The 16,707-nt window shown below is 59.4% G+C and carries 21 protein-coding genes; 16 read left to right on the top strand and 5 right to left on the bottom strand.

The window, feature by feature from the left end; genetic code table 11:
• Window positions 1-201: 201 nt before the first annotated feature.
• Both HGP14_RS14670 and HGP14_RS14675 read right to left on the bottom strand, forming a co-directional pair.
• Entirely contained in the window at window positions 202-996 is a 795-nt protein-coding gene (locus HGP14_RS14670; RefSeq protein WP_168830597.1) for a hypothetical protein, read from the bottom strand.
• A complete protein-coding gene (locus HGP14_RS14675; protein ID WP_168830598.1) occupies window positions 993-1,235 on the bottom strand; it encodes a hypothetical protein in 243 nt (80 codons plus the stop codon). Before HGP14_RS14675 ends, HGP14_RS14670 begins: the two co-directional genes overlap by 4 nt.
• A 371-nt stretch (window positions 1,236-1,606) precedes the next feature.
• On the opposite strand from HGP14_RS14675, the gene HGP14_RS14680 reads away from it, so the two are divergent.
• The 9 genes from HGP14_RS14680 (at window position 1,607) to HGP14_RS14725 (ending at window position 7,584) form a co-directional block, all read left to right on the top strand.
• Window positions 1,607-1,957 (top strand): hypothetical protein, encoded by a 351-nt coding sequence (locus HGP14_RS14680; protein ID WP_205927167.1) that lies wholly within the window; start codon window positions 1,607-1,609, stop codon window positions 1,955-1,957.
• Window positions 1,958-2,159: 202 nt separating this feature from the next.
• Complete coding sequence (locus HGP14_RS14685; protein WP_246704461.1) at window positions 2,160-3,422, top strand: phage portal protein; 1,263 nt, start codon at window positions 2,160-2,162, stop codon at window positions 3,420-3,422.
• On the top strand, window positions 3,419-3,781 hold the full coding sequence (locus HGP14_RS14690; RefSeq protein ID WP_168830601.1) for a gene transfer agent family protein: 363 nt from the start codon (window positions 3,419-3,421) through the stop codon (window positions 3,779-3,781). Before HGP14_RS14685 ends, HGP14_RS14690 begins: the two co-directional genes overlap by 4 nt.
• Window positions 3,768-4,301, top strand: a complete 534-nt coding sequence (locus HGP14_RS14695) for an HK97 family phage prohead protease (RefSeq protein ID WP_168830602.1) — start codon at window positions 3,768-3,770, stop codon at window positions 4,299-4,301. The genes HGP14_RS14690 and HGP14_RS14695 overlap by 14 nt, the downstream gene beginning before the upstream one ends.
• A 1-nt stretch (window position 4,302) precedes the next feature.
• Complete coding sequence (locus HGP14_RS14700) at window positions 4,303-5,472, top strand: phage major capsid protein (protein ID WP_168830603.1); 1,170 nt, start codon at window positions 4,303-4,305, stop codon at window positions 5,470-5,472.
• Window positions 5,473-5,540: 68 nt separating this feature from the next.
• A complete protein-coding gene (locus tag HGP14_RS14705) occupies window positions 5,541-6,017 on the top strand; it encodes a phage tail tube protein (RefSeq protein WP_168830604.1) in 477 nt (158 codons plus the stop codon).
• A 14-nt stretch (window positions 6,018-6,031) separates the two neighbouring features.
• Window positions 6,032-6,598 (top strand): hypothetical protein, encoded by a 567-nt coding sequence (locus HGP14_RS14710; protein ID WP_168830605.1) that lies wholly within the window; start codon window positions 6,032-6,034, stop codon window positions 6,596-6,598.
• Window positions 6,599-6,602: 4 nt separating this feature from the next.
• Window positions 6,603-6,881 carry a helix-turn-helix domain-containing protein gene (locus HGP14_RS14715; protein WP_168830606.1) on the top strand — a complete coding sequence of 93 codons (279 nt, stop codon included), beginning with the start codon at window positions 6,603-6,605 and terminating at the stop codon, window positions 6,879-6,881.
• Window positions 6,882-7,224: 343 nt separating this feature from the next.
• Window positions 7,225-7,584 carry a hypothetical protein gene (locus tag HGP14_RS14725; protein WP_168830608.1) on the top strand — a complete coding sequence of 120 codons (360 nt, stop codon included), beginning with the start codon at window positions 7,225-7,227 and terminating at the stop codon, window positions 7,582-7,584.
• A 5-nt stretch (window positions 7,585-7,589) separates the two neighbouring features.
• Here the strand turns inward: HGP14_RS14725 and HGP14_RS14730 are convergent, their stop codons facing one another.
• Both HGP14_RS14730 and HGP14_RS14735 read right to left on the bottom strand, forming a co-directional pair.
• Entirely contained in the window at window positions 7,590-8,090 is a 501-nt protein-coding gene (locus HGP14_RS14730) for a hypothetical protein (RefSeq protein ID WP_168830609.1), read from the bottom strand.
• A gap of 9 nt (window positions 8,091-8,099) precedes the next feature.
• Window positions 8,100-8,603 carry a hypothetical protein gene (locus HGP14_RS14735; protein ID WP_168830610.1) on the bottom strand — a complete coding sequence of 168 codons (504 nt, stop codon included), beginning with the start codon at window positions 8,601-8,603 and terminating at the stop codon, window positions 8,100-8,102.
• Window positions 8,604-8,772: 169 nt separating this feature from the next.
• Between HGP14_RS14735 and HGP14_RS14740 the strand changes: the two genes are divergently transcribed.
• Genes HGP14_RS14740 through HGP14_RS14770 form a run of 7 tightly spaced genes read left to right on the top strand, consistent with a single transcriptional unit; the run spans window position 8,773 to window position 14,942 of the window.
• Window positions 8,773-9,069 (top strand): head-tail connector protein, encoded by a 297-nt coding sequence (locus HGP14_RS14740; protein ID WP_168830611.1) that lies wholly within the window; start codon window positions 8,773-8,775, stop codon window positions 9,067-9,069.
• Window positions 9,069-9,473 carry an HK97-gp10 family putative phage morphogenesis protein gene (locus HGP14_RS14745; RefSeq protein WP_168830612.1) on the top strand — a complete coding sequence of 135 codons (405 nt, stop codon included), beginning with the start codon at window positions 9,069-9,071 and terminating at the stop codon, window positions 9,471-9,473. Before HGP14_RS14740 ends, HGP14_RS14745 begins: the two co-directional genes overlap by 1 nt.
• The gene (locus HGP14_RS14750) at window positions 9,473-9,880 is read left to right on the top strand and encodes a DUF3168 domain-containing protein (protein ID WP_168830613.1); all 408 of its coding nucleotides are present in this window, start codon (window positions 9,473-9,475) and stop codon (window positions 9,878-9,880) included. The genes HGP14_RS14745 and HGP14_RS14750 overlap by 1 nt, the downstream gene beginning before the upstream one ends.
• The gene (locus HGP14_RS14755) at window positions 9,880-10,194 is read left to right on the top strand and encodes a phage head closure protein (protein ID WP_168830614.1); all 315 of its coding nucleotides are present in this window, start codon (window positions 9,880-9,882) and stop codon (window positions 10,192-10,194) included. Before HGP14_RS14750 ends, HGP14_RS14755 begins: the two co-directional genes overlap by 1 nt.
• 46 nt (window positions 10,195-10,240) lie before the next feature.
• Window positions 10,241-11,881, top strand: a complete 1,641-nt coding sequence (locus HGP14_RS14760; protein WP_246704476.1) for a terminase large subunit — start codon at window positions 10,241-10,243, stop codon at window positions 11,879-11,881.
• Window positions 11,882-11,892: 11 nt separating this feature from the next.
• Entirely contained in the window at window positions 11,893-14,580 is a 2,688-nt protein-coding gene (locus HGP14_RS14765; protein WP_168830616.1) for a D-alanyl-D-alanine carboxypeptidase family protein, read from the top strand.
• 5 nt (window positions 14,581-14,585) lie between these two features.
• Window positions 14,586-14,942, top strand: coding sequence for a phage tail protein (locus tag HGP14_RS14770; RefSeq protein WP_168830617.1), 357 nt, complete (start codon window positions 14,586-14,588; stop codon window positions 14,940-14,942).
• Between the two features lie 2 nt (window positions 14,943-14,944).
• On the opposite strand, the gene HGP14_RS14775 is transcribed toward HGP14_RS14770, so the two are convergent.
• The gene (locus tag HGP14_RS14775; protein WP_168830618.1) at window positions 14,945-16,636 is read right to left on the bottom strand and encodes a site-specific integrase; all 1,692 of its coding nucleotides are present in this window, start codon (window positions 16,634-16,636) and stop codon (window positions 14,945-14,947) included.
• Window positions 16,637-16,707 lie beyond the last annotated feature (71 nt).

Consider the following 16,707-nt stretch of genomic DNA (forward strand, 5'->3'; position numbering starts at 1 on the left):
AGTATTCCTGGCTTAAAATTCAGAGCTTGTATTCTCTAAGCTTACTATGGTGACCCGACACCATGCCCCATGGTGTCCAGACACCACGCCTATGGTGTTCCGACACCACGCCTATGGTGCCAGGACACCACGCACATAACCCGAATAACCGCCATATTGGCGGTTATTCCGCCAACACTTTATCCCCCAATTTTGCGGCCATCACGCTGCTGCAACCCGTTGCACTGACTTGCCGACCTTTTTGGCCGCCGCCTTGGCAATGCGCTCGCTTGCGCGCTCACGTTCACTCAGCACATTAGTCTGAAACGCTGACCACTTTCCGTTGATCATTTCCGTCAATTGATCAAAAACGCCAGAGGCTCGATCTGGGCGCGCTTTATCAAAACGGTCAAAGGCGCGATGGGTCATAGTAGTCAAGGCCGGTAGTATCGGCACCACGCAATAGACGTAAGCGACACTCCCGCTTTGCGACTGCCAGTTGGAAGGTGCTCGGTCGATCACTCCGCTGGCAACAAGTTTGATGATCGCTTTTTCCAAGTTCGATTTATCGATGTTGAGCTCAGGCGTGACGACCGTTTCAAGCTTCTTGATTTTTTGTAGCGTTCCATCCGAACCACGCGGTCCGTTTATGAAGGTGGGCAGCGTGATCGCCTCGAAAAGCTTTCCGAACGGGAAAGTCTTGCGCTTGATAAACTGGATGATGCGAGCGCCCGTCAGTGAAGCTCCGTCGCTTGCGAGATATTCCGCGAAGTGCCGCTCGAAATCGTCCTCAACGAAATTGAAGCCAAATCTGAGTGCGTCAGCTAGTGCTTCAACGTCATGGGGGTCGAGCCATTCGAACTCCCGCAAGACGGCATAGCTGCTTATCGGACATAGCGAATTGATCAGTTCCGCGAAGGGGTGAGTAACCCACGCGCCACGCCGCTGCCTGGGCTCAAAGCCCGCTGCATCATCGAAGTTATCGTTATTGTATTCGGAATAGACAGCGGCACTCATGCGAAAAGCTCCTCGGCTTGAAATGAAAGCGCGTCGATCGCGGATGGCACTCCCGCTTCGGGCCGCCAATCGAGATTAATTTCGAAGCGGGTGAAGCGAGCACCGCAAACCACTGCAGACACCAATCCGCGCGCCTTCAGCTTTGCCAGCGTCCGATAAAACGTCGCCTTGGTTAGATTGATCGGGGTGAGCGTCCAGGGCCATGGGCTGCCGTCCGTGGCGCGAATGCCGGTCTCCATCTGCTGAAACGACGCCGCAAAAGTATAACGTCCGCGAGCAATGGAGTTGTCGAGTATATAATCGACGATGCCAAATTCCTCAGTTGTCAGATACGGTCTCCAAATCCGGCCTATAGCGAGCCAGATTATGTCTCGCTCCTCCAGCGGATTAGGGGTTTTTGTGTCTTGTGGCGGCATACGTCCCTCACTTTGGTTGGCTCATATTGATCCAACGGTGCGTCGCATAAGTCAAGTACAAAACGAAAAATCTGTGAATAACTATTTGACGAACACTTAGCCATGTGACACTATGAAAGATTTATAGTGTTTTTATCTTGCGTTAATCTCAATGTTGCTACACAAAGGACCAAACGACAATGGAAGGAAAAATGATGGACGAAAGCATATCCGCGCTGCTGGAACATCTTCCGGAAGACGACGCCCTCGCTCGCCTCACCCTCCAAGACGCCATCAGCGTGCCTCACCTTTGGGACGTGGTCCGGCATGCCTTGCTCGGCAGTCCGGCAGACCCCGACAACGTCGCAGAAGAGGTGATGGCCGAAGAGGTCAGAAATCTTGTCGCGCGCCTCGTCGCGCAGTTGATGCTATTCGACCAGTTACGCACCCGCGACAAGCGCTCTCCATTCATCAATCCTGCGCAAGACGAAGTCGACAAGATCGCGGCCTCGCTCGTCGTCAATCTTGCGAGCTTTGGCGCGATGGCGCTCATGAACAGACGTTAAAAGCATTGTTCTCAGTTCCCTTTGCCGGATGGTATTGATGCCGCATAGTTCAGACCAGGCTGTGCGGCATGTTCAATTTATAATTGCTTATTCTGTCTCTTTAATGTTGACTAACACTTTGATATATATACATATTATCTTTATTTGATTTGACTTGTACACCTTAGGACGGGTAAAACATGGCAACCTGGAGTGTTGCTACATGTTTTCGTTTCGCCGGAATTCGATAGAAAAATTGCAACCCGTTGCACCGGTAACCGAGCTTCGTAGCCTTGCCGAGCCCACCGCGTTTGACTTCACAGTTTTCGGCGCTTTGCCCTCACTATCAGGTGTAGTGATTACGCCCATCAGTGCTTTGCAGGTCCCGGCCGTGTCGTCGGGCGTTAGGGCAATCGCCGAAGCCATGTCTAGCCTCCCGTTGCATCTCTACGAGCGCCGGGAAGATGGCGGCCGTGGTCGTTTCACTGACAGCGCGGCCGATCGGCTCTTGAACGAAGCCGCCAATCCCTGGACCGGTGGCGGACAACTTCGCGAGCTTATCACGGCCGATGCCGTCGCTTGGGGCAATGGCTACGCAGCCATCGTCCGCGACCGCAACGACAAGCCCGTCGAGCTGCACCGCCTTAACCCGGCAAGCGTGACGCTCGACATCGACGCCAGTACAAGCGAACCCTCCTACAAGGTGACCACCGGCAACAACCAGACGCGCCGGCTGGCCTTCTCCGATGTCCTGCACCTCCGCGCCCCGTCGACACTATCAACAGACGCCGTCAAGGGCCGATCGCCGCTCACCGACGCCAAGGATGCAATTGGTCTCCTGGTCGTGCTCCAAGGTCACGCCGCCAAGCTGTTCTCCAATGGTGGCCGTCCGTCCGGCATCCTGTCCTTCAAAGAGAAGCTGGGCGCCGATGTCGCTGCCCGCATCAAAGCGAGCTGGCTGGCCGCTACGTCTGGTAGCAGCGCCGGCGGCACTGCCGTCCTGGAGCAGGGCGCGGAATGGAAAGCTCTGCAATTCACTTCCGTCGACAGCCAATTCCTAGAAATCTGGAACCTCTCGATTAACGAAGTCGCTCGTGTGCTTCGCGTGCCGCCGGTGCTTCTCATGGACTATAGCCGGCAGACTTGGGCGAACGCCGAGACCGGTGGCCAGCAATTTTTGACCTACAGCCTCGCGCCCTGGCTTTCCCGCTGGGAAGCGGAAGTCAGCCTGAAGCTGATCGACGAAGCCGATCGCAAGAAGGTCTTTGCCGAGCACCTGACAGACGCGCTCCTCCGTTCTGACTTCGCGTCTCGCGCGACCGCGTACGGCCAATATCGTTCGATGGGCGCCATGACCGCCAATGAAGTCCGCGCCGGTCTCAATCTGCCCAAGATCGACGGCGGCGACGTTCTGCAAAACCCCTACACGACCACCGGGCGACCGGCCGCCCAGCCGAAGGCAGACGCCCAGGAAGGTGACCAATGACCGATCGACAGCCCGTAAAACAGTTTTTCGGCGACGCGGAATATGAGTTTCATTTGCCGCCCGAACTTGTGATCGAGCTCGAACGCAAGGTCGGCGCCGGCATTGGCTCAATCTACCGCCGCTTTCTTAGCAGCGACTTCGGCCTCAATGATTTGCTCGAAGTCCTTCGCTTGGGCCTGATTGGCGCCAGCATGGAACCGAAGGAAGCCAGCACGCTAGTGAAGACGTACGCCGGCCGCCTGTCGGTCGCTTCGCTTTTTATGGCTGCCATGCCCGTGCTCGACGCCCTCATGACCGACGCGCCGGTGCAACCCATTGCAAATCCCGCCGAAGAGGTGCCGGCCGATGACCAAGAATAACGATTGCATGGACTTCGAAGTCCGCTTTTCCGACGTCGGTGAAGCTGGCGAAGTGGAGGGCGTCGCCGTCCGCTTCAATACCGTCGATAACTACCGATCGGAGTTCGCGCCTGAAGCATTTCGCGGTCTCGAAGGTCGATCTGTTCCGATGCTCTGGTCTCATGACCCGGCAAACGTCATCGGCTCCTGGTCGACGTTCCAGGTCCGCAATGACGGTCTTGTTGCTAAGGGCAAACTCAATCTCTCCGTGGCGAAGGCGCTCGAAGTTCGAAGCCTTGTTGCGGCTGGCGATGTGAAGGGCCTCTCGATCGGTTTTCGCACAGAAAAGGATGAACGTCGCGCCAATGGCGTCCGTCGCATCCTCGAAGCTCGTCTGATCGAAATCAGCATCGTCGCATTCCCGGCAGTGCCGGGCAGCGGCATCACCAAAGTCAGACATGAAAATTCAACCGGCAAGGAGGCGGCAGCGGCATTCATCGCAGCGTGCCAAGCGGCCACCCGTGCCCTGAAAGGAAACTGAAGTGACTAAGCATTCCGTAATCGAAACCCGGTCGGCGCTTCCGATCGAGACCCGCGCCACCGGCGACAATGCTGACCCGTTGGCAGCCGCCACCGCAGCTGTCGAAGAGCTGCGCAGTGCAGCCGAGACCGCCCATACGGCACACGCGGCAGAAGTCCGCACGCTGATCGACCGCATTGGCGCGCTCGAAACCCGTCTGTCTCGCCCAGGTGGCGGCGAACAGCAAAACGAAATCCCGGTGGAGCGGCGAGCTTTCGGCAACTATCTACGTCGCGGTGATCATGGCCTTTCGGCCGATGAAATCCGCGCGATGACTGTCAGCACCGACAGCGCCGGTGGCTTCCTGGTGCCGGAAAACTTCGTTGCCGAACTCCTGAAGGGCATCGTCAACTTCTCGCCTGTCCGCCAGTATGCTCGCGTCATGCAGATCGCCGGCGCGGACGTCACCATGCCCAAGCGCACCGGCACCATGACTGCCGTTTGGGTAGGTGAGACCGCTGACCGCTCCGGCACCCAAGCAACCTATGATCAGGTCAAGCTCACGCCGTTCGAAGCCGCGTGCTTCGTCGACATCTCAAACCAGCTGCTCGAAGACAGCGCCTTCGACCTAGCTGGCGAAGTCGCCTTCGACGGTGCGGAAGAGTTCGGCCGTCTCGAAGGTGCCGCTTTCGTCTCCGGCGATGGTAACGGTAAGCCCAAGGGCATCCTTGCCGAGACCGGCATTGCAACGATCGTCACCGGGAACGCTTCGACGCTGGGCACTGCACCGGCTGACAAGATGATCGACGCCTTCTATTCACTGCCGGCCGCTTACCGCGCAAATGCGACGTGGGGCATGAACTCCACGGTGCTCGCATCTGTCCGCAAGCTGAAGGACAGCCAAGGTAACTTCCTTTGGCAGCCGGGCCTTCAGGCTGGCCAGCCTGAAACCATCCTGGGCCGCCCGGTCGCCGAGCTGCCGGACATGCCGGACGTCTCCGCAGGCACGACGCCGATCGTCCTGGGCGACTTCAATCAGGGCTATCGCATCGTTGACCGCATCTCGCTGTCGCTGCTTCGCGACCCCTACAGCCTCGCTACCAAAGGCCAGACCCGCTTCCACCTCCGTCGCCGTGTTGGCGGTGGCGTTGTGAAGGCGGACGCCTTCAAGCTGATCAAGGTCAGCGCGTAAGCCAACAACAGGGCGGCGGCAGCGCCGCCCTTTCTCGCTGATTTCCCAGTTTCGAAAGGATCAATCCAATGCCTATCACCACCGCCGCAGGAACTAAGGTCTCGATCGGCACGACTTCGCCGATGACCGACGCCACCACCTATGAAGCCGACACATGGGTCGCAATCGCCAACATCCAGGACGTCGGCGAAGCCGGCTCTGAAGCTGAAATCGTCATCGGCAAGTATGTCGATCAGACCTACGCCCGCAAGCTGAAGGGTAGCCGCGACAACGGCACGATGGAACTCGTCGTCGCCCGTGACAGCTCCGACGCCGGCTATGCCGCCCTGGTCGCGGCCGAACAGTCTTCGGCCGCTTACAACTTCCAGGTCGAGCTCAATGACAAGCCGGCCACCGGTGCAAGCCCGAAGAACTCGAAGTTCTATTTTTCGGCGATCGTCGCGTCGCGGAAGAACAGCTTCAAGGGCGCCGACGACATCGTGAACACGACCTTCAGCCTCGCGATCTCTGGCGCAATTCTCGAAGTCGCGGCTTCGGCCACGTAATCGGGGAACAGACGATGAAGCTCGCGGAAGAAATTCTCATCACGCTGGCAGGGCAGGCGATCGAGCTCCGGCCGTCGCTCCGTCATGCCATCCTGCTCGAAAGGCGGGATGGGAGCTTCCGCAAGCTGCTCGACGACATCCGCGATGGCAGCCTCACGGCTGCCCTCGACATCGTTGAACCTCACGCCGGCGGCATGTTGTTCCTCAAAAATCACGTCTTCGAAGTGATGGCGGAAGTTCGCCCGACACTGATCGCTTATGTGCTTGCTTGCGCTGGCCTCGACGTCGGCGGGGAAGAAACCGACGCACCGGCAAGCAGCGAGAGGGGGGCCACTTCTCGTTCATTCGCTGATCATCTCCTCGATCTCTATAAGACCGGCACCGGCTGGCTGGGCTGGACGCCTGAAACGACCCTCTACGCCACCCCGACAGAGATCAGGCTGGCCTACGAGGGCCATATCGAAATGCTGAAGATTGTTCATGGCAGCGGCGCCGAAGCCCAGCCGAAGGATGATCGACCAATTGCAGACAAGTTCCGAGCGATCTTCGCCGATCTCGGAACGCAGAAGGTGGAGGGCTGATATCATGCCCAGAGCCTTGAGCGACAAAGAACGGGAGCGGGCGGTCGCGTGGATTGAAGTCCTTCGCGAGCTGATCGAAGAGCACGGCACCAGCGCCGTCGCGCTCGCGACTGCCATCAACATCAAGCCGAAGACCTTGGCCGGCGCCTTGTCGGGCGAAAACGTAATTGCTTTGACGACGCTCGAAGCTGCCCTGGCATATTTCGGCTACGAACTCGAAGCCATCAAAGTCGGCCGACCGGTGCAACACGTTGCAACGGGTTGCAATGAGGATGTCGACTGATGCCCAGGAGCGCGCCTTCAATCCGTTCATGTGGTGGCGTCGTATCGTCTGGCGATCGGTGCCAGCACATGATTGCGCGCGAACGTGACCGGAAGGCGCGCTTTGACCAGCAACGCCCCAGCGCCCGCGAGCGCGGCTATGATAGCAAGTGGGATAAAGAGCGCGCCGTCTATCTGGCAGCGCATCCACACTGCGCAATGCCGGGATGTGACAGCCGCGCCAACGTCGTCGACCACAGGGCCCCCCATCGCGGCGACAAGCGTCTTTTCTGGTCTCGATCGAACTGGCAGCCGTTGTGTACGCCCTGCCATTCCAGCCGCAAGCAATCCCAGGAGCGTCGCACATGAGCTACGAGCCCCAGAAGTACATGTTTCGCGGCCGACTGCGCACCGTCAACGAGATTGCCGAGCTCACAGGCCGACATCCGCAGGCGATCTATGACAGGCGCCAAGGCTCATACATCCCGGACAATGCCGAAGTTGAGAAGAGAGTGCGCGAGCGCCTGAAGAATGCGCATGGTCGCGCCCATTACGTGACCTTCGAGGGCAAGCGTCTTTCGTTGAAAGACTGGGCGCGTGAGTTCGGAATGCCCTACACGACTGCACAGCTTTGGCGGCGGAAGGGCATGTCTATCGAAGAGATCGCTACAAAGGCGCGGGCGACCTATCTCCAACCGTCCGCCGCAGACCGGAGGCAGCCATGATGCAGCTAGATTTCCTTCGCACCTTCGAGCTTGTTCGGCTTCCGCTTAGGGATGCGGGCGATGTAGGGTTTTTCCCTGTCCGTCGTGTAGATGACGGCATACATCTTGCCCGTCTCCATATCGCCCGTCACGTCGATGCGGTCATGGACAAATCCGTTCCACTGCTCACCAGTTTTCAGAACGTACGGAAGGGTCGGCGGGCTTCCGGGCAACTGCGGGTGCGGAATGGCAAATGCTCGGATCGGCTTGTCTCGCCAGCGCGCCCAGATGTTTTGGTACTCCGATACGCCCAGACTTTGGATGGTCGTCGGCGCGTCCCCCCGGTTGACGGCCAATACCCGGACGAACTTGCGTCCTTCGGTAGCAGGGTGATTGATCACAAGCATATTCGGAGTGGCGCGCAGGTAAATCTTGGGGCCGCTCTCAAACCAGCGGCGCACCTCCAGAGACAGTGCACCGGTGGCGACAATAGCGGCGTAGATCGCAATCCAATCAGCAGCGCCCATGCCTGGCCCTCAAAAATCGCCGCGACCATAATGACCATAAACACGAGGTGGTGGCGTTCTGCTGTACCTGAAAATGTGATGGTTGTTGGCTTGGCAATGTCTCGTGTCGCCCTCGCCCCGAATGTACATAATCTTTTTCTCATGCATACACACAGGGCAGGCGTCGTGGATGGGCTGACCGTTCGCCGCGTCCTCCCTCAAGCGATAGACCATGTCTTTGCGTTCGGTCGCAATCAGTGCGTAGCGCGCCTTCTCTTTCGCGAACTCGTCTTCCTTGCGCAGTTCGTCGCTGAGACGGCGCAGCGCCTCGCTGAGCTGCACATTCATTACGTTGGCCGTGGTCAGCTCGCCCGCAAGGGCATTAACGAGCTTCATCGCCTCGCCGTTGTCGGGCGCTGCCTTCTCGGAAGAGAACAACTTCTTGATTGCATCGGCAGTGGATGCGGCCTTGCTGGTCACCCCGACGGCAGAAGACGCGAGGCCAAGCACCGTTTCAATCGTCGTCAGGTCCATTCTACCCCGTCTCCCAGGATCAACAACTCTAGCCTGAAATTACCGCGCCGCTCGCGGACTCGGCAAGCGGGGGACGGGGGGTATCCCCAGACTTTCATAAAGCCCGCAGGGACCGGCGCAGGTAGACACGCGCACGATTTGCAATCAAAAAATATGATAGGTTAAGTCGATGTCATCAATTTCCGTCATGGATATAAAGCAGCACTTGAACATCGACGCCGAAGATGACGCCGATGACACGATGCTAACCGCTAAAATCGATGCGGCTCAGCAGTGGATTGAAAAATTCATTGGCACGCCGATCGCCGAGATCGAGGGCCAACCGGCGCCCGTGTTGGAAGCCATGCGCATTCTGGTCGGGCACCTCTACGAAAATCGGGAGGCCACGCTTGTCGGTGTGTCTGCCGAGATGCTGCCCTTTGGCGTCTTCGATCTGCTCGCACCATACAGGAGCTATGTCTTCTGATGAGCGCCCAGTCTGAACGTCTGAAGCGTCGGCTCGATGCCATCCCGAAGGCCGTCCGGGAAGCCGTGCAACCCGCCTTGATCAAGTCCGGGCAGGAGCTTGCCGGCACCATGGAACAGCTGGCACCGGTAGACAGTGGCGATCTGAAGGACAGTATTCACGTCACGCCGCCTGGGCAGGCTACTCCGTCTTATAGCCAGCCGGGCGGCAGCCGGGTCGCGGGTGACACCGAAGTCCTGATCACGGTCGGCAACAGTGACGTGCGCTACCCGCATCTGGTCGAATACGGCACCGCCGACACGGTAGCGCAGCCGTTCTTTTGGCCAGCATTCCGCCTGAATAGAAAGCGCCTCGCCAACCGCATCAAGCGGGCAGTGCGCAAAGCCGTAAAGGACGCCACGTAATGGAACCGTCTCTTGCTCTTCAGGCGGCCGTCCGCGCGCGTCTGGTCTCGTCATCGGCGCTCGTGGCGCTCGTTGCGGCCGTTAACATCCGCGACGCCAATGGCCTCCCGGCCGCTTTCCCGTGCATCCTGATCGGCGAAGGGCAGACGGTGCCGGGCGGCGACATCGCTCGCAAGCGTCACGAAGCCTTCCTCGATCTCCACATCTGGACGACCGAAAGCAGCCTGGAGACCTCGAAGCGCATTGCCGGCGCCGTCCGCGCGGCGCTGATCGATACCAATTGGGCAGTCACCGGCCTGCATGTCGCGGACCTGTACGTGGCCAGTTCCCGGTTTCTTCGCGACCCCGATGGCAAGCACTCGCACGCTGTCCTGTCGCTGTCCGCCCTTGTGCAGGAGGTGGCATAATGCGCGCCGGTAAACTCGACAAAGCGATCGTGATTGAGCAGCGCGGCGAAGTCGTCAACGACTACGGCACCGTGTCGGAAGGCTGGACGAAGGTTGCCAGCTTGCGCGCTCAGGTCCTGCAACAGAGCACTGAAGAGTTCCTGAAAAGCGCCGGCAGCACGCCAGAAACAGCCGTGATTTTCCGCATCCGGTGGCGTGCCGATCTCACGACAGAACATCGTGTCACCTACCGGGGACAAATCTTCGATCTGAAAGAGATCAAAGAGTTGGGCCGCCGTGACGGTCTCGAACTTCGTTGTGTCGCGGGAGGATGAATTGCAGCCCGTTGCAACGCCAATCATCCGACGACGGGCCCGACCGTTGCAACGCGTTGCACCGATCGCGAAGCTGTTTGCGGATATTCCAGACCCCCTTGGCTATGGACAGCGAGCAGTTGATTGGCTGCGCAGCCTGAAGCATCCGAAGTCCGAGCTGCCGGGAGGTGCTTTCCAGCTCGACCCCTGGCAAGAGGAGATCGTCCGCAAAATCTATGGGCCTCGCAATCTCGACGGCACCCGCATCGTCCGGCAGGTGATCATGTTGCTGCCGCGCGGCAATCGCAAAACCAGCCTGGGCGCCGCGCTCGCGCTGCTTCACACGTGGGGCCCGGAAGCGAAGCAGGGCGGCGAAGTCCTCACTGCTGCCGCCGACCGCAAGCAAGCGAAGCTCGCTTTTGCCGAAGCGGAAAGCATCATCCGGGCCGGTGATGCCGAGCTGTGGACGAAAGGACAGCAGTCGCGCCGCTACGATGCCGCCAATGCGATCAAGCTCCAGGAATACAAAAACCGAATGGTATTTCCGAACGGCAGCTTTCTCGAAAGCCTGTCGAATGATGCTGGCACTCAGCACGGCCGAACGCCGGTCTTTGCCCTGATCGACGAAATCCATGCCTGGAAAAAGCGCGACCTCTATGACGTCATCCGCACCGGCCTTGTGAAGGTGCCGGGTTCGCTGTCCGTCATAATCACTACCGCCGGCCGTGGGCAGGAGAACATTGCATTCCAGATCATCGACTACGCGCGCCGCGTCGCGTCTGGCAAGATCGACGACCCCGGCACGCTGCCGGTCTTGTTTGAGACCTCGCCCGATGCCGACTGGACCGACGAGGCGGTATGGCGTGCGGCTAATCCCGGCCTCGAATACGGCTATCCCGACCTTGGCGGCCTTCGCCAGCTCGCCCGTGAAGCGGCCGAACGCCCGGCCGATCGCGAAGCCTTTCGCCAGTTGCACCTCAACGTCTGGCTTGGTCACTCGTCCGACCCGTTTGTCGAGATGCCGGTCTATGATCGCGGCGCGGCTCCGGTCGACCTCGACACCTTGGAGCGTGAACCGTGCTGGATTGGCGTGGACTTGTCATCGACCAGTGACTTGACCGCCGTTGTGGCGGCATGGCGCGACCCGGACGTCGAAGATGGCTACATCGTCAAGCCATGGTTTTTCTGCCCTGAGGATAACCTGGACAAGCGGACGCAACAGTCCGGCTATCCCTACAGCCAGTGGGCCGCCGAAGGCAGGCTGATCGCCACGCCGGGCAACGTCGTCGACATCCGCGCCGTTGAAGATCACATCCGCGACTTGTGCGATCGCCTCGACGTCCGGGAGATCGCCTTCGACCCGCACTATGCCCGCATCACCATGGCCAATCTCGTCGAAGACGGCTACCCGGCCATCGAAATGCGGCAAGGATGGGTGACGATGGGCCCAGCCATCCGGGAGCTGGAAAAGGCAATCCTTGCTGGCAAATTCCAGCACGGCGGCGACCCTATCCTTCGTTGGAACTTCGATAACATCGCCATCCAGGACGACGGCAAGGGCAACCGCTCGTTCCACAAGGGCAAGGCGCGCGACAAGATCGATGGCGCCGTTGCTGCCGCCATGGCCGTGGGCCGCGCCGCCACGGGTGATGATCACCGCTCCGTTTACAACAGCTCCGATCGCCCGGAAGGGCTGCTCATTTTCTAAGGATTATGCTCATGCCTACAGATGAAGAACGTCTAGTCATCGCCCTAGAAGCCCGTGTGAAGGACTTCGAACGCAACTTTAACCGTGCCAGCAAGACGGCCAACGACAATTTCAACAGCATCGAAAAGCGTGCCAAGCAGTCGGCCGACACATTGGAAAAGAGCTTCGGCGACCTGTCCGGCTCGTTCGCCGGCAAGATTAAGGGCTTGATTAAGCCCTTCATGGCGGGTGGCATCCTGGCCGCTGGCGTGACTGCTGCCGCCACCGCCCTGGGCGAAGTGGCGAAATCTGTCGCGGAAGTCGATCGTGAAGCGCGCAAAGCTGGCGTGTCGGCGAAGGTTTGGCAACAATGGGCCTACGTCGCCACCGCCACCGGCATGAATATCGATGGCGTCACCGACGCCCTGAAAGAGCTGAACATTCGCGGCGACGAGTTCGCCAAAACCGGCAAGGGTAGCGCCCAGGAAGCTTTCACCCGCCTGGGCTACACCGCGAGCGACGTCGCCAAGCGCATCAAAGACCCGTCTGCGTTCCTCGACGAGATCATCGGCAAGCTGCAACAGATGGACGCCGCCGCACAGACGCGCATTCTTGACGAGACGTTTGGCGGGCAGGGCGCCGAAGAGCTCGCTAAGGTCCTGGGCCTCTCCGTCGATCAGATCAAAAAGCTACGCAGCGAAGCCGCGACCTTCTCCGACGAGCAGATCGAGAGTGCCAAAAAGATCGATCAAGAGTTCAACACCCTTTGGCGCAACGTCACCGTGTACGCGAAGAAAGCTGCGATCGAGAGCGCGAGCTATGCCGGCAAGATCATTGACGTACTCAGCACCCTAAAGGGCGACAAGCTGATCGCGGGTTACAAATCCAACGCTCTGTCGCCAGAAGCCCAGTTAAGGAAATTGGAAGATCGCCGCGACGGCATCCTAAAGGAGATCGAGCACGTTCAATCCGACCCTTTCAACGCGCTCAAGGAAGCCGAGCTTCGGCAGTTACAAGCCTCGCTTGCCGCCGTCGAACAGCAGATTGAAGATTTGGGCGGCGGTAGCGATGAGCTGAAGTCGGCGCTCGCAGAGCTATCCGCGATCACCCAAACGGCCGGCAACACGTTCGATCACTCCGCGACCAGCGCCGCGAACTTCAAGACCGCGCTCAATGAGATCAAGACACTTGTGCCGGGCCTGAAAGCCGACCTGGACAGCCTCGCGACCATGAACGGCATTGATGCCGCCTACCAGCGCGCCGTGTCGAATGCTCGCACCATGGGCGACGTGAGGAACGCGACCGACCTCGCAAACCGCGCCAAGGCGGCCGTGCGCGTTAACAATGCCACGACCAACACGTCGGCATATCTCGATGGCTTCCTCTCGAACGGGAAGAGCAACGCTTCCGTCGAAGGCATGGCATCGGCCTTCGCCAAGAAGTTGGCCACCATGTTCGCTTCGATGCCCGACGAGCTTCGCGGCCAAATCTCGATCACCTCCGGCTTTCGCGACATTCAGCGGCAGCAACAACTATGGGCGGAAGCGCTGGAGAAGTACGGCTCACCGGAAGCAGCGCGGAAGTGGGTTGCGCCTCCCGGCAAAAGCCAGCACAACAGCGGCAACGCTGCCGACCTTGGTTTTGCCTCCGATGCTGTTCGCCAGTGGGTACACGCCAACGCCAGCAGCTTCGGCCTGCAGTTCCCGCTCAACAACGAGAATTGGCACATCGAAGACGCCGATGCGCGCCGATCGGCCGACAGCGCTGCCGTGCAACAGCAGATCAACCTTGCCAAGCAGCACGCCGATGCCCGCAAGAGCCTCAATCAGACCATACAGGAAGGGTTAGACCTCGCCCGCTTCGAACAATCGATCTCGACGATGTCCGCCCAACAACAGGCGATCGAGCTGGGCGTCTACCGGGCGAAGGCGGAAGCCAAACGCGCCGGCATCACTCTCAGCGAGCAGGAAATTCAGCAAATCCGCGAGCAGGTGACGGCAACCCAACAGCTCCAGGCGGCCAACGATCGCACAGCCAAGGCGACCGAAGGAATGCAGGAAGCCCAGCAGTTTTTTGCGGAAGGCTTCACCAACGCCCTGTCTGGCCTCATCACCGGCACGACCACGCTCGAAAGCGCAATGCAACAGCTCGCCAACTCGATCATCAATGCCGCGCTCCAGGCAATTCTCCTGGGGCAGGGCCCGCTTGCTGGCCTGGGTGGGGGCAAGTCCTCGTCGGGCGGCAGGGGCGCCATTGGTGGCCTCCTGGGCTGGCTTTTCAGCGCCAAGGGCGGGCCGGTCTCGCATAGCCGCCGATCGATGCTCTACCTTGCCGGCGGCGGCGACGTCCGTGGGCCCGGTACAAGCACATCCGACAGCATCCCGGCGATGCTTTCCGACGGCGAATTTGTCGTCAACGCAGCCGCAACCAAGCGCCACCGGGCAGCCCTAGAGGCGATTAACTCCGGGCGTGCACCTGCCTTCCTGGCTAAGGGCGGCATTGCCGGCAGTCAGTTGGCCGGCCGCAGCGGTGGTGTGTCGATCGGCAACATTAACATGCCGATCAAGATCGAGACGCAAGGCTCATCGGGCGACCCGGTGAAAGACCAGGAGCATCAACGCAACCTGTCGAAGCAGGTCGGAGCAGCCGTTGACCAGCACATGACCGAGTGGTTCCTCAATCAGAGCCGCCCCGGCGGCCTTCTGACCGGTAGGAGATAACGACGATGACTACCCCGACCCTTACATTACCGGAAGGCGTCTTTATCTCGCCCGGTTCATCCCAGGACGTCACCGCTCGCGTGTTGAAAGCGCAGTTCGGCAACGGCTACGTCGAGCGCGCCGCCGACGGCATCCATTCGATTACGGGCGAATTTCAAATGACGATTGAAAACCTACCGCGCCGGGATGTGCAAACGATCGATGCATTCTTCAGGGAGCGCGGTGGCTACAAGGCGTTTTACTTCACGCCGCCCGGCGAGGCGTCGCCCAGGCTATGGACTTGTGAAAAGTGGCGCATTGCGCACGCAGACGCGACTTATGACACCGTGTCGGCGACCTTCAGCGAGGTCTTCACCCCTTAAAGTCAGCTTGCCGCCTCTTCTATAACCGGGATAACCAAGCCCTCATATTTCACTTCGTTCATCCACTTGACGAGCGTTTGCGGTCGCATCCCGTCGCCATAGCGCTCGTCGACACCCTTTGGTTTCCAACCGCCCAGGGCTGTCGTCGCGTCATGGGGCACCCCGGCCTCGCGAAGCGCGTCGCGGAAAGTGTGACGTGTCGAATGGAACGTTAGCCCCTTATCCTTCATCTCCAACTTGGACTTTAGGAAATAGGCGAAGCGTTTCGAAAACAGGTCGGAAACGTGATCCTGGTCGTCGCCCGGAAGGTCCGCGAACAAGCGCCGGATGCCCGCTTTCTTCAGCCGTGCAACGCGTTGCAACAAGCCGAGCCTAATCAATTCAGGATGAACGGGAATAATGCGCTCGCTGCCTTCCGTCTTCAGTCCGCGTTCATCTGTCTCCCAGAGCTGGAAGAAATGTGCGCCGTAGCGCTCGACGATGTCCTCGATGTTCAACGTGCCGATCTCACCCAGACGCATCCCAGAGAAGATCGCAATGATGTAAACCCAGTAGCGGCCAGCTAGCGCGCCTTGCTCCGACCACTCTGGCAGGGCCGCAAGTAGCTTGTTCATTTGTTCGATGTCGTATGCGCGCCGCTTGCCCTTTTTGGCTTTCTTCGGCGCCATTCCGCTTGCGGGATTGGACGCGATCAGACCCTTGTTGATCGCCCAGTTGAAGAACGCCGACTGTGTTTGCGTATAGACCTTCACCGTGCCGGCGGCCAAAAGCTTATCCGTCTTGCGCTCAGCAGCCAGCGCCACGATCTCGCGCACGGTCGTGCAGTCGTTGTAAGCTGATTTCTTGTGAACGTTGGCGGGCAGACCTGAGAAGAGTTCCTGCACAATGGCGCATTCGGCGCGAGTGATCGACGCTAGCGGCTTATCCGGGCCTAGCACTTCTTTCATGGTGCGGAAGGTGATCACATACTTGGCATCGGCCGTATCGCCCAGGTGCGCCCGCATCGGGTCCGTTTCAAAGCGCTGGATTGCTTCGCCCAGGGTGACGCTCCGGCTAACGGCCGGCGCCTGGGAGATCGAGCTGACGTCCTTAAACAATGGATCATGGAAACCGTCACCGTGCTTGCCATCCATGCGATCAAGCGACCGCTCCAGGTGTTCGATGTTCGCCCGGCGAAGCAGCTCGACCAACTGCCGTAGCGCATCCGATGCCGTGAAGGGCTCTACCGACTTTCCAACCACCGTGTCGGCCGGTGCCGGGATATTCAATTTTTCTGCCTTGATGAGGGATCGTGCTTCGGCAAAGAGGGCCGCTTCGGCAGACGGGTCGCGGCTTTCAAACCCGCCGATGTCATGTTCGATGTTCTCGCGGATTTCCTCGTCGGCCGGCAGCGCAGTCGCAGATTGCTCCTGTCTCCAAAACCTGCCCACGACCAAGCGCCGGAGATCGGCTTCCGTCACTTCGTCGGCGACGGTTATTTTTTCGCCTTTCCGCAGCGTCTCGCGTTGCTTCTGCCATTGGAGATCGAGCTGGACTGCAACCAGACGGGCTTCGCGCTCTGCTGTCTTGCGATCGGAGGTGCCTAAGGCCAGCCAGATTTCCTTTTTGCCGAGCGCTTCAACTAGGTCGGTAGGCACCCGCCGGCGGACGCTGTAGGTGCCTCCGCGTTGTGTCAATCCGAGAACTTTCGTCATGCGATTTACCCCGCTTGCGTAGCATCATTGTGTAGCAGCGCAGGTTTGTAAAGGATTGATTTTGCTTTTAA

Source organism: Rhizobium sp. P32RR-XVIII, from assembly GCF_012641395.1.
Lineage (GTDB): Bacteria > Pseudomonadota > Alphaproteobacteria > Rhizobiales > Rhizobiaceae > Rhizobium.

Bases quoted from the DNA above. Each gene is read 5' to 3' on its own strand.
- HGP14_RS14730 (WP_168830609.1), bottom strand. From the start codon at position 8,090: ATGGGCGCTGCTGATTGGATTGCGATCTACGCCGCTATTGTCGCCACC.
- HGP14_RS14690 (WP_168830601.1), top strand. From the start codon at position 3,419: ATGACCGATCGACAGCCCGTAAAACAGTTTTTCGGCGACGCGGAATAT.
- HGP14_RS14740 (WP_168830611.1), top strand. From the start codon at position 8,773: ATGTCATCAATTTCCGTCATGGATATAAAGCAGCACTTGAACATCGAC.
- HGP14_RS14695 (WP_168830602.1), top strand. From the start codon at position 3,768: ATGACCAAGAATAACGATTGCATGGACTTCGAAGTCCGCTTTTCCGAC.
- HGP14_RS14735 (WP_168830610.1), bottom strand. From the start codon at position 8,603: ATGGACCTGACGACGATTGAAACGGTGCTTGGCCTCGCGTCTTCTGCC.
- HGP14_RS14705 (WP_168830604.1), top strand. From the start codon at position 5,541: ATGCCTATCACCACCGCCGCAGGAACTAAGGTCTCGATCGGCACGACT.
- HGP14_RS14680 (WP_205927167.1), top strand. From the start codon at position 1,607: ATGGACGAAAGCATATCCGCGCTGCTGGAACATCTTCCGGAAGACGAC.
- HGP14_RS14715 (WP_168830606.1), top strand. From the start codon at position 6,603: ATGCCCAGAGCCTTGAGCGACAAAGAACGGGAGCGGGCGGTCGCGTGG.
- HGP14_RS14670 (WP_168830597.1), bottom strand. From the start codon at position 996: ATGAGTGCCGCTGTCTATTCCGAATACAATAACGATAACTTCGATGAT.
- HGP14_RS14710 (WP_168830605.1), top strand. From the start codon at position 6,032: ATGAAGCTCGCGGAAGAAATTCTCATCACGCTGGCAGGGCAGGCGATC.
- HGP14_RS14765 (WP_168830616.1), top strand. From the start codon at position 11,893: ATGCCTACAGATGAAGAACGTCTAGTCATCGCCCTAGAAGCCCGTGTG.
- HGP14_RS14675 (WP_168830598.1), bottom strand. From the start codon at position 1,235: ATGGAGACCGGCATTCGCGCCACGGACGGCAGCCCATGGCCCTGGACG.
- HGP14_RS14750 (WP_168830613.1), top strand. From the start codon at position 9,473: ATGGAACCGTCTCTTGCTCTTCAGGCGGCCGTCCGCGCGCGTCTGGTC.
- HGP14_RS14725 (WP_168830608.1), top strand. From the start codon at position 7,225: ATGAGCTACGAGCCCCAGAAGTACATGTTTCGCGGCCGACTGCGCACC.
- HGP14_RS14755 (WP_168830614.1), top strand. From the start codon at position 9,880: ATGCGCGCCGGTAAACTCGACAAAGCGATCGTGATTGAGCAGCGCGGC.
- HGP14_RS14745 (WP_168830612.1), top strand. From the start codon at position 9,069: ATGAGCGCCCAGTCTGAACGTCTGAAGCGTCGGCTCGATGCCATCCCG.
- HGP14_RS14775 (WP_168830618.1), bottom strand. From the start codon at position 16,636: ATGACGAAAGTTCTCGGATTGACACAACGCGGAGGCACCTACAGCGTC.
- HGP14_RS14685 (WP_246704461.1), top strand. From the start codon at position 2,160: ATGTTTTCGTTTCGCCGGAATTCGATAGAAAAATTGCAACCCGTTGCA.
- HGP14_RS14770 (WP_168830617.1), top strand. From the start codon at position 14,586: ATGACTACCCCGACCCTTACATTACCGGAAGGCGTCTTTATCTCGCCC.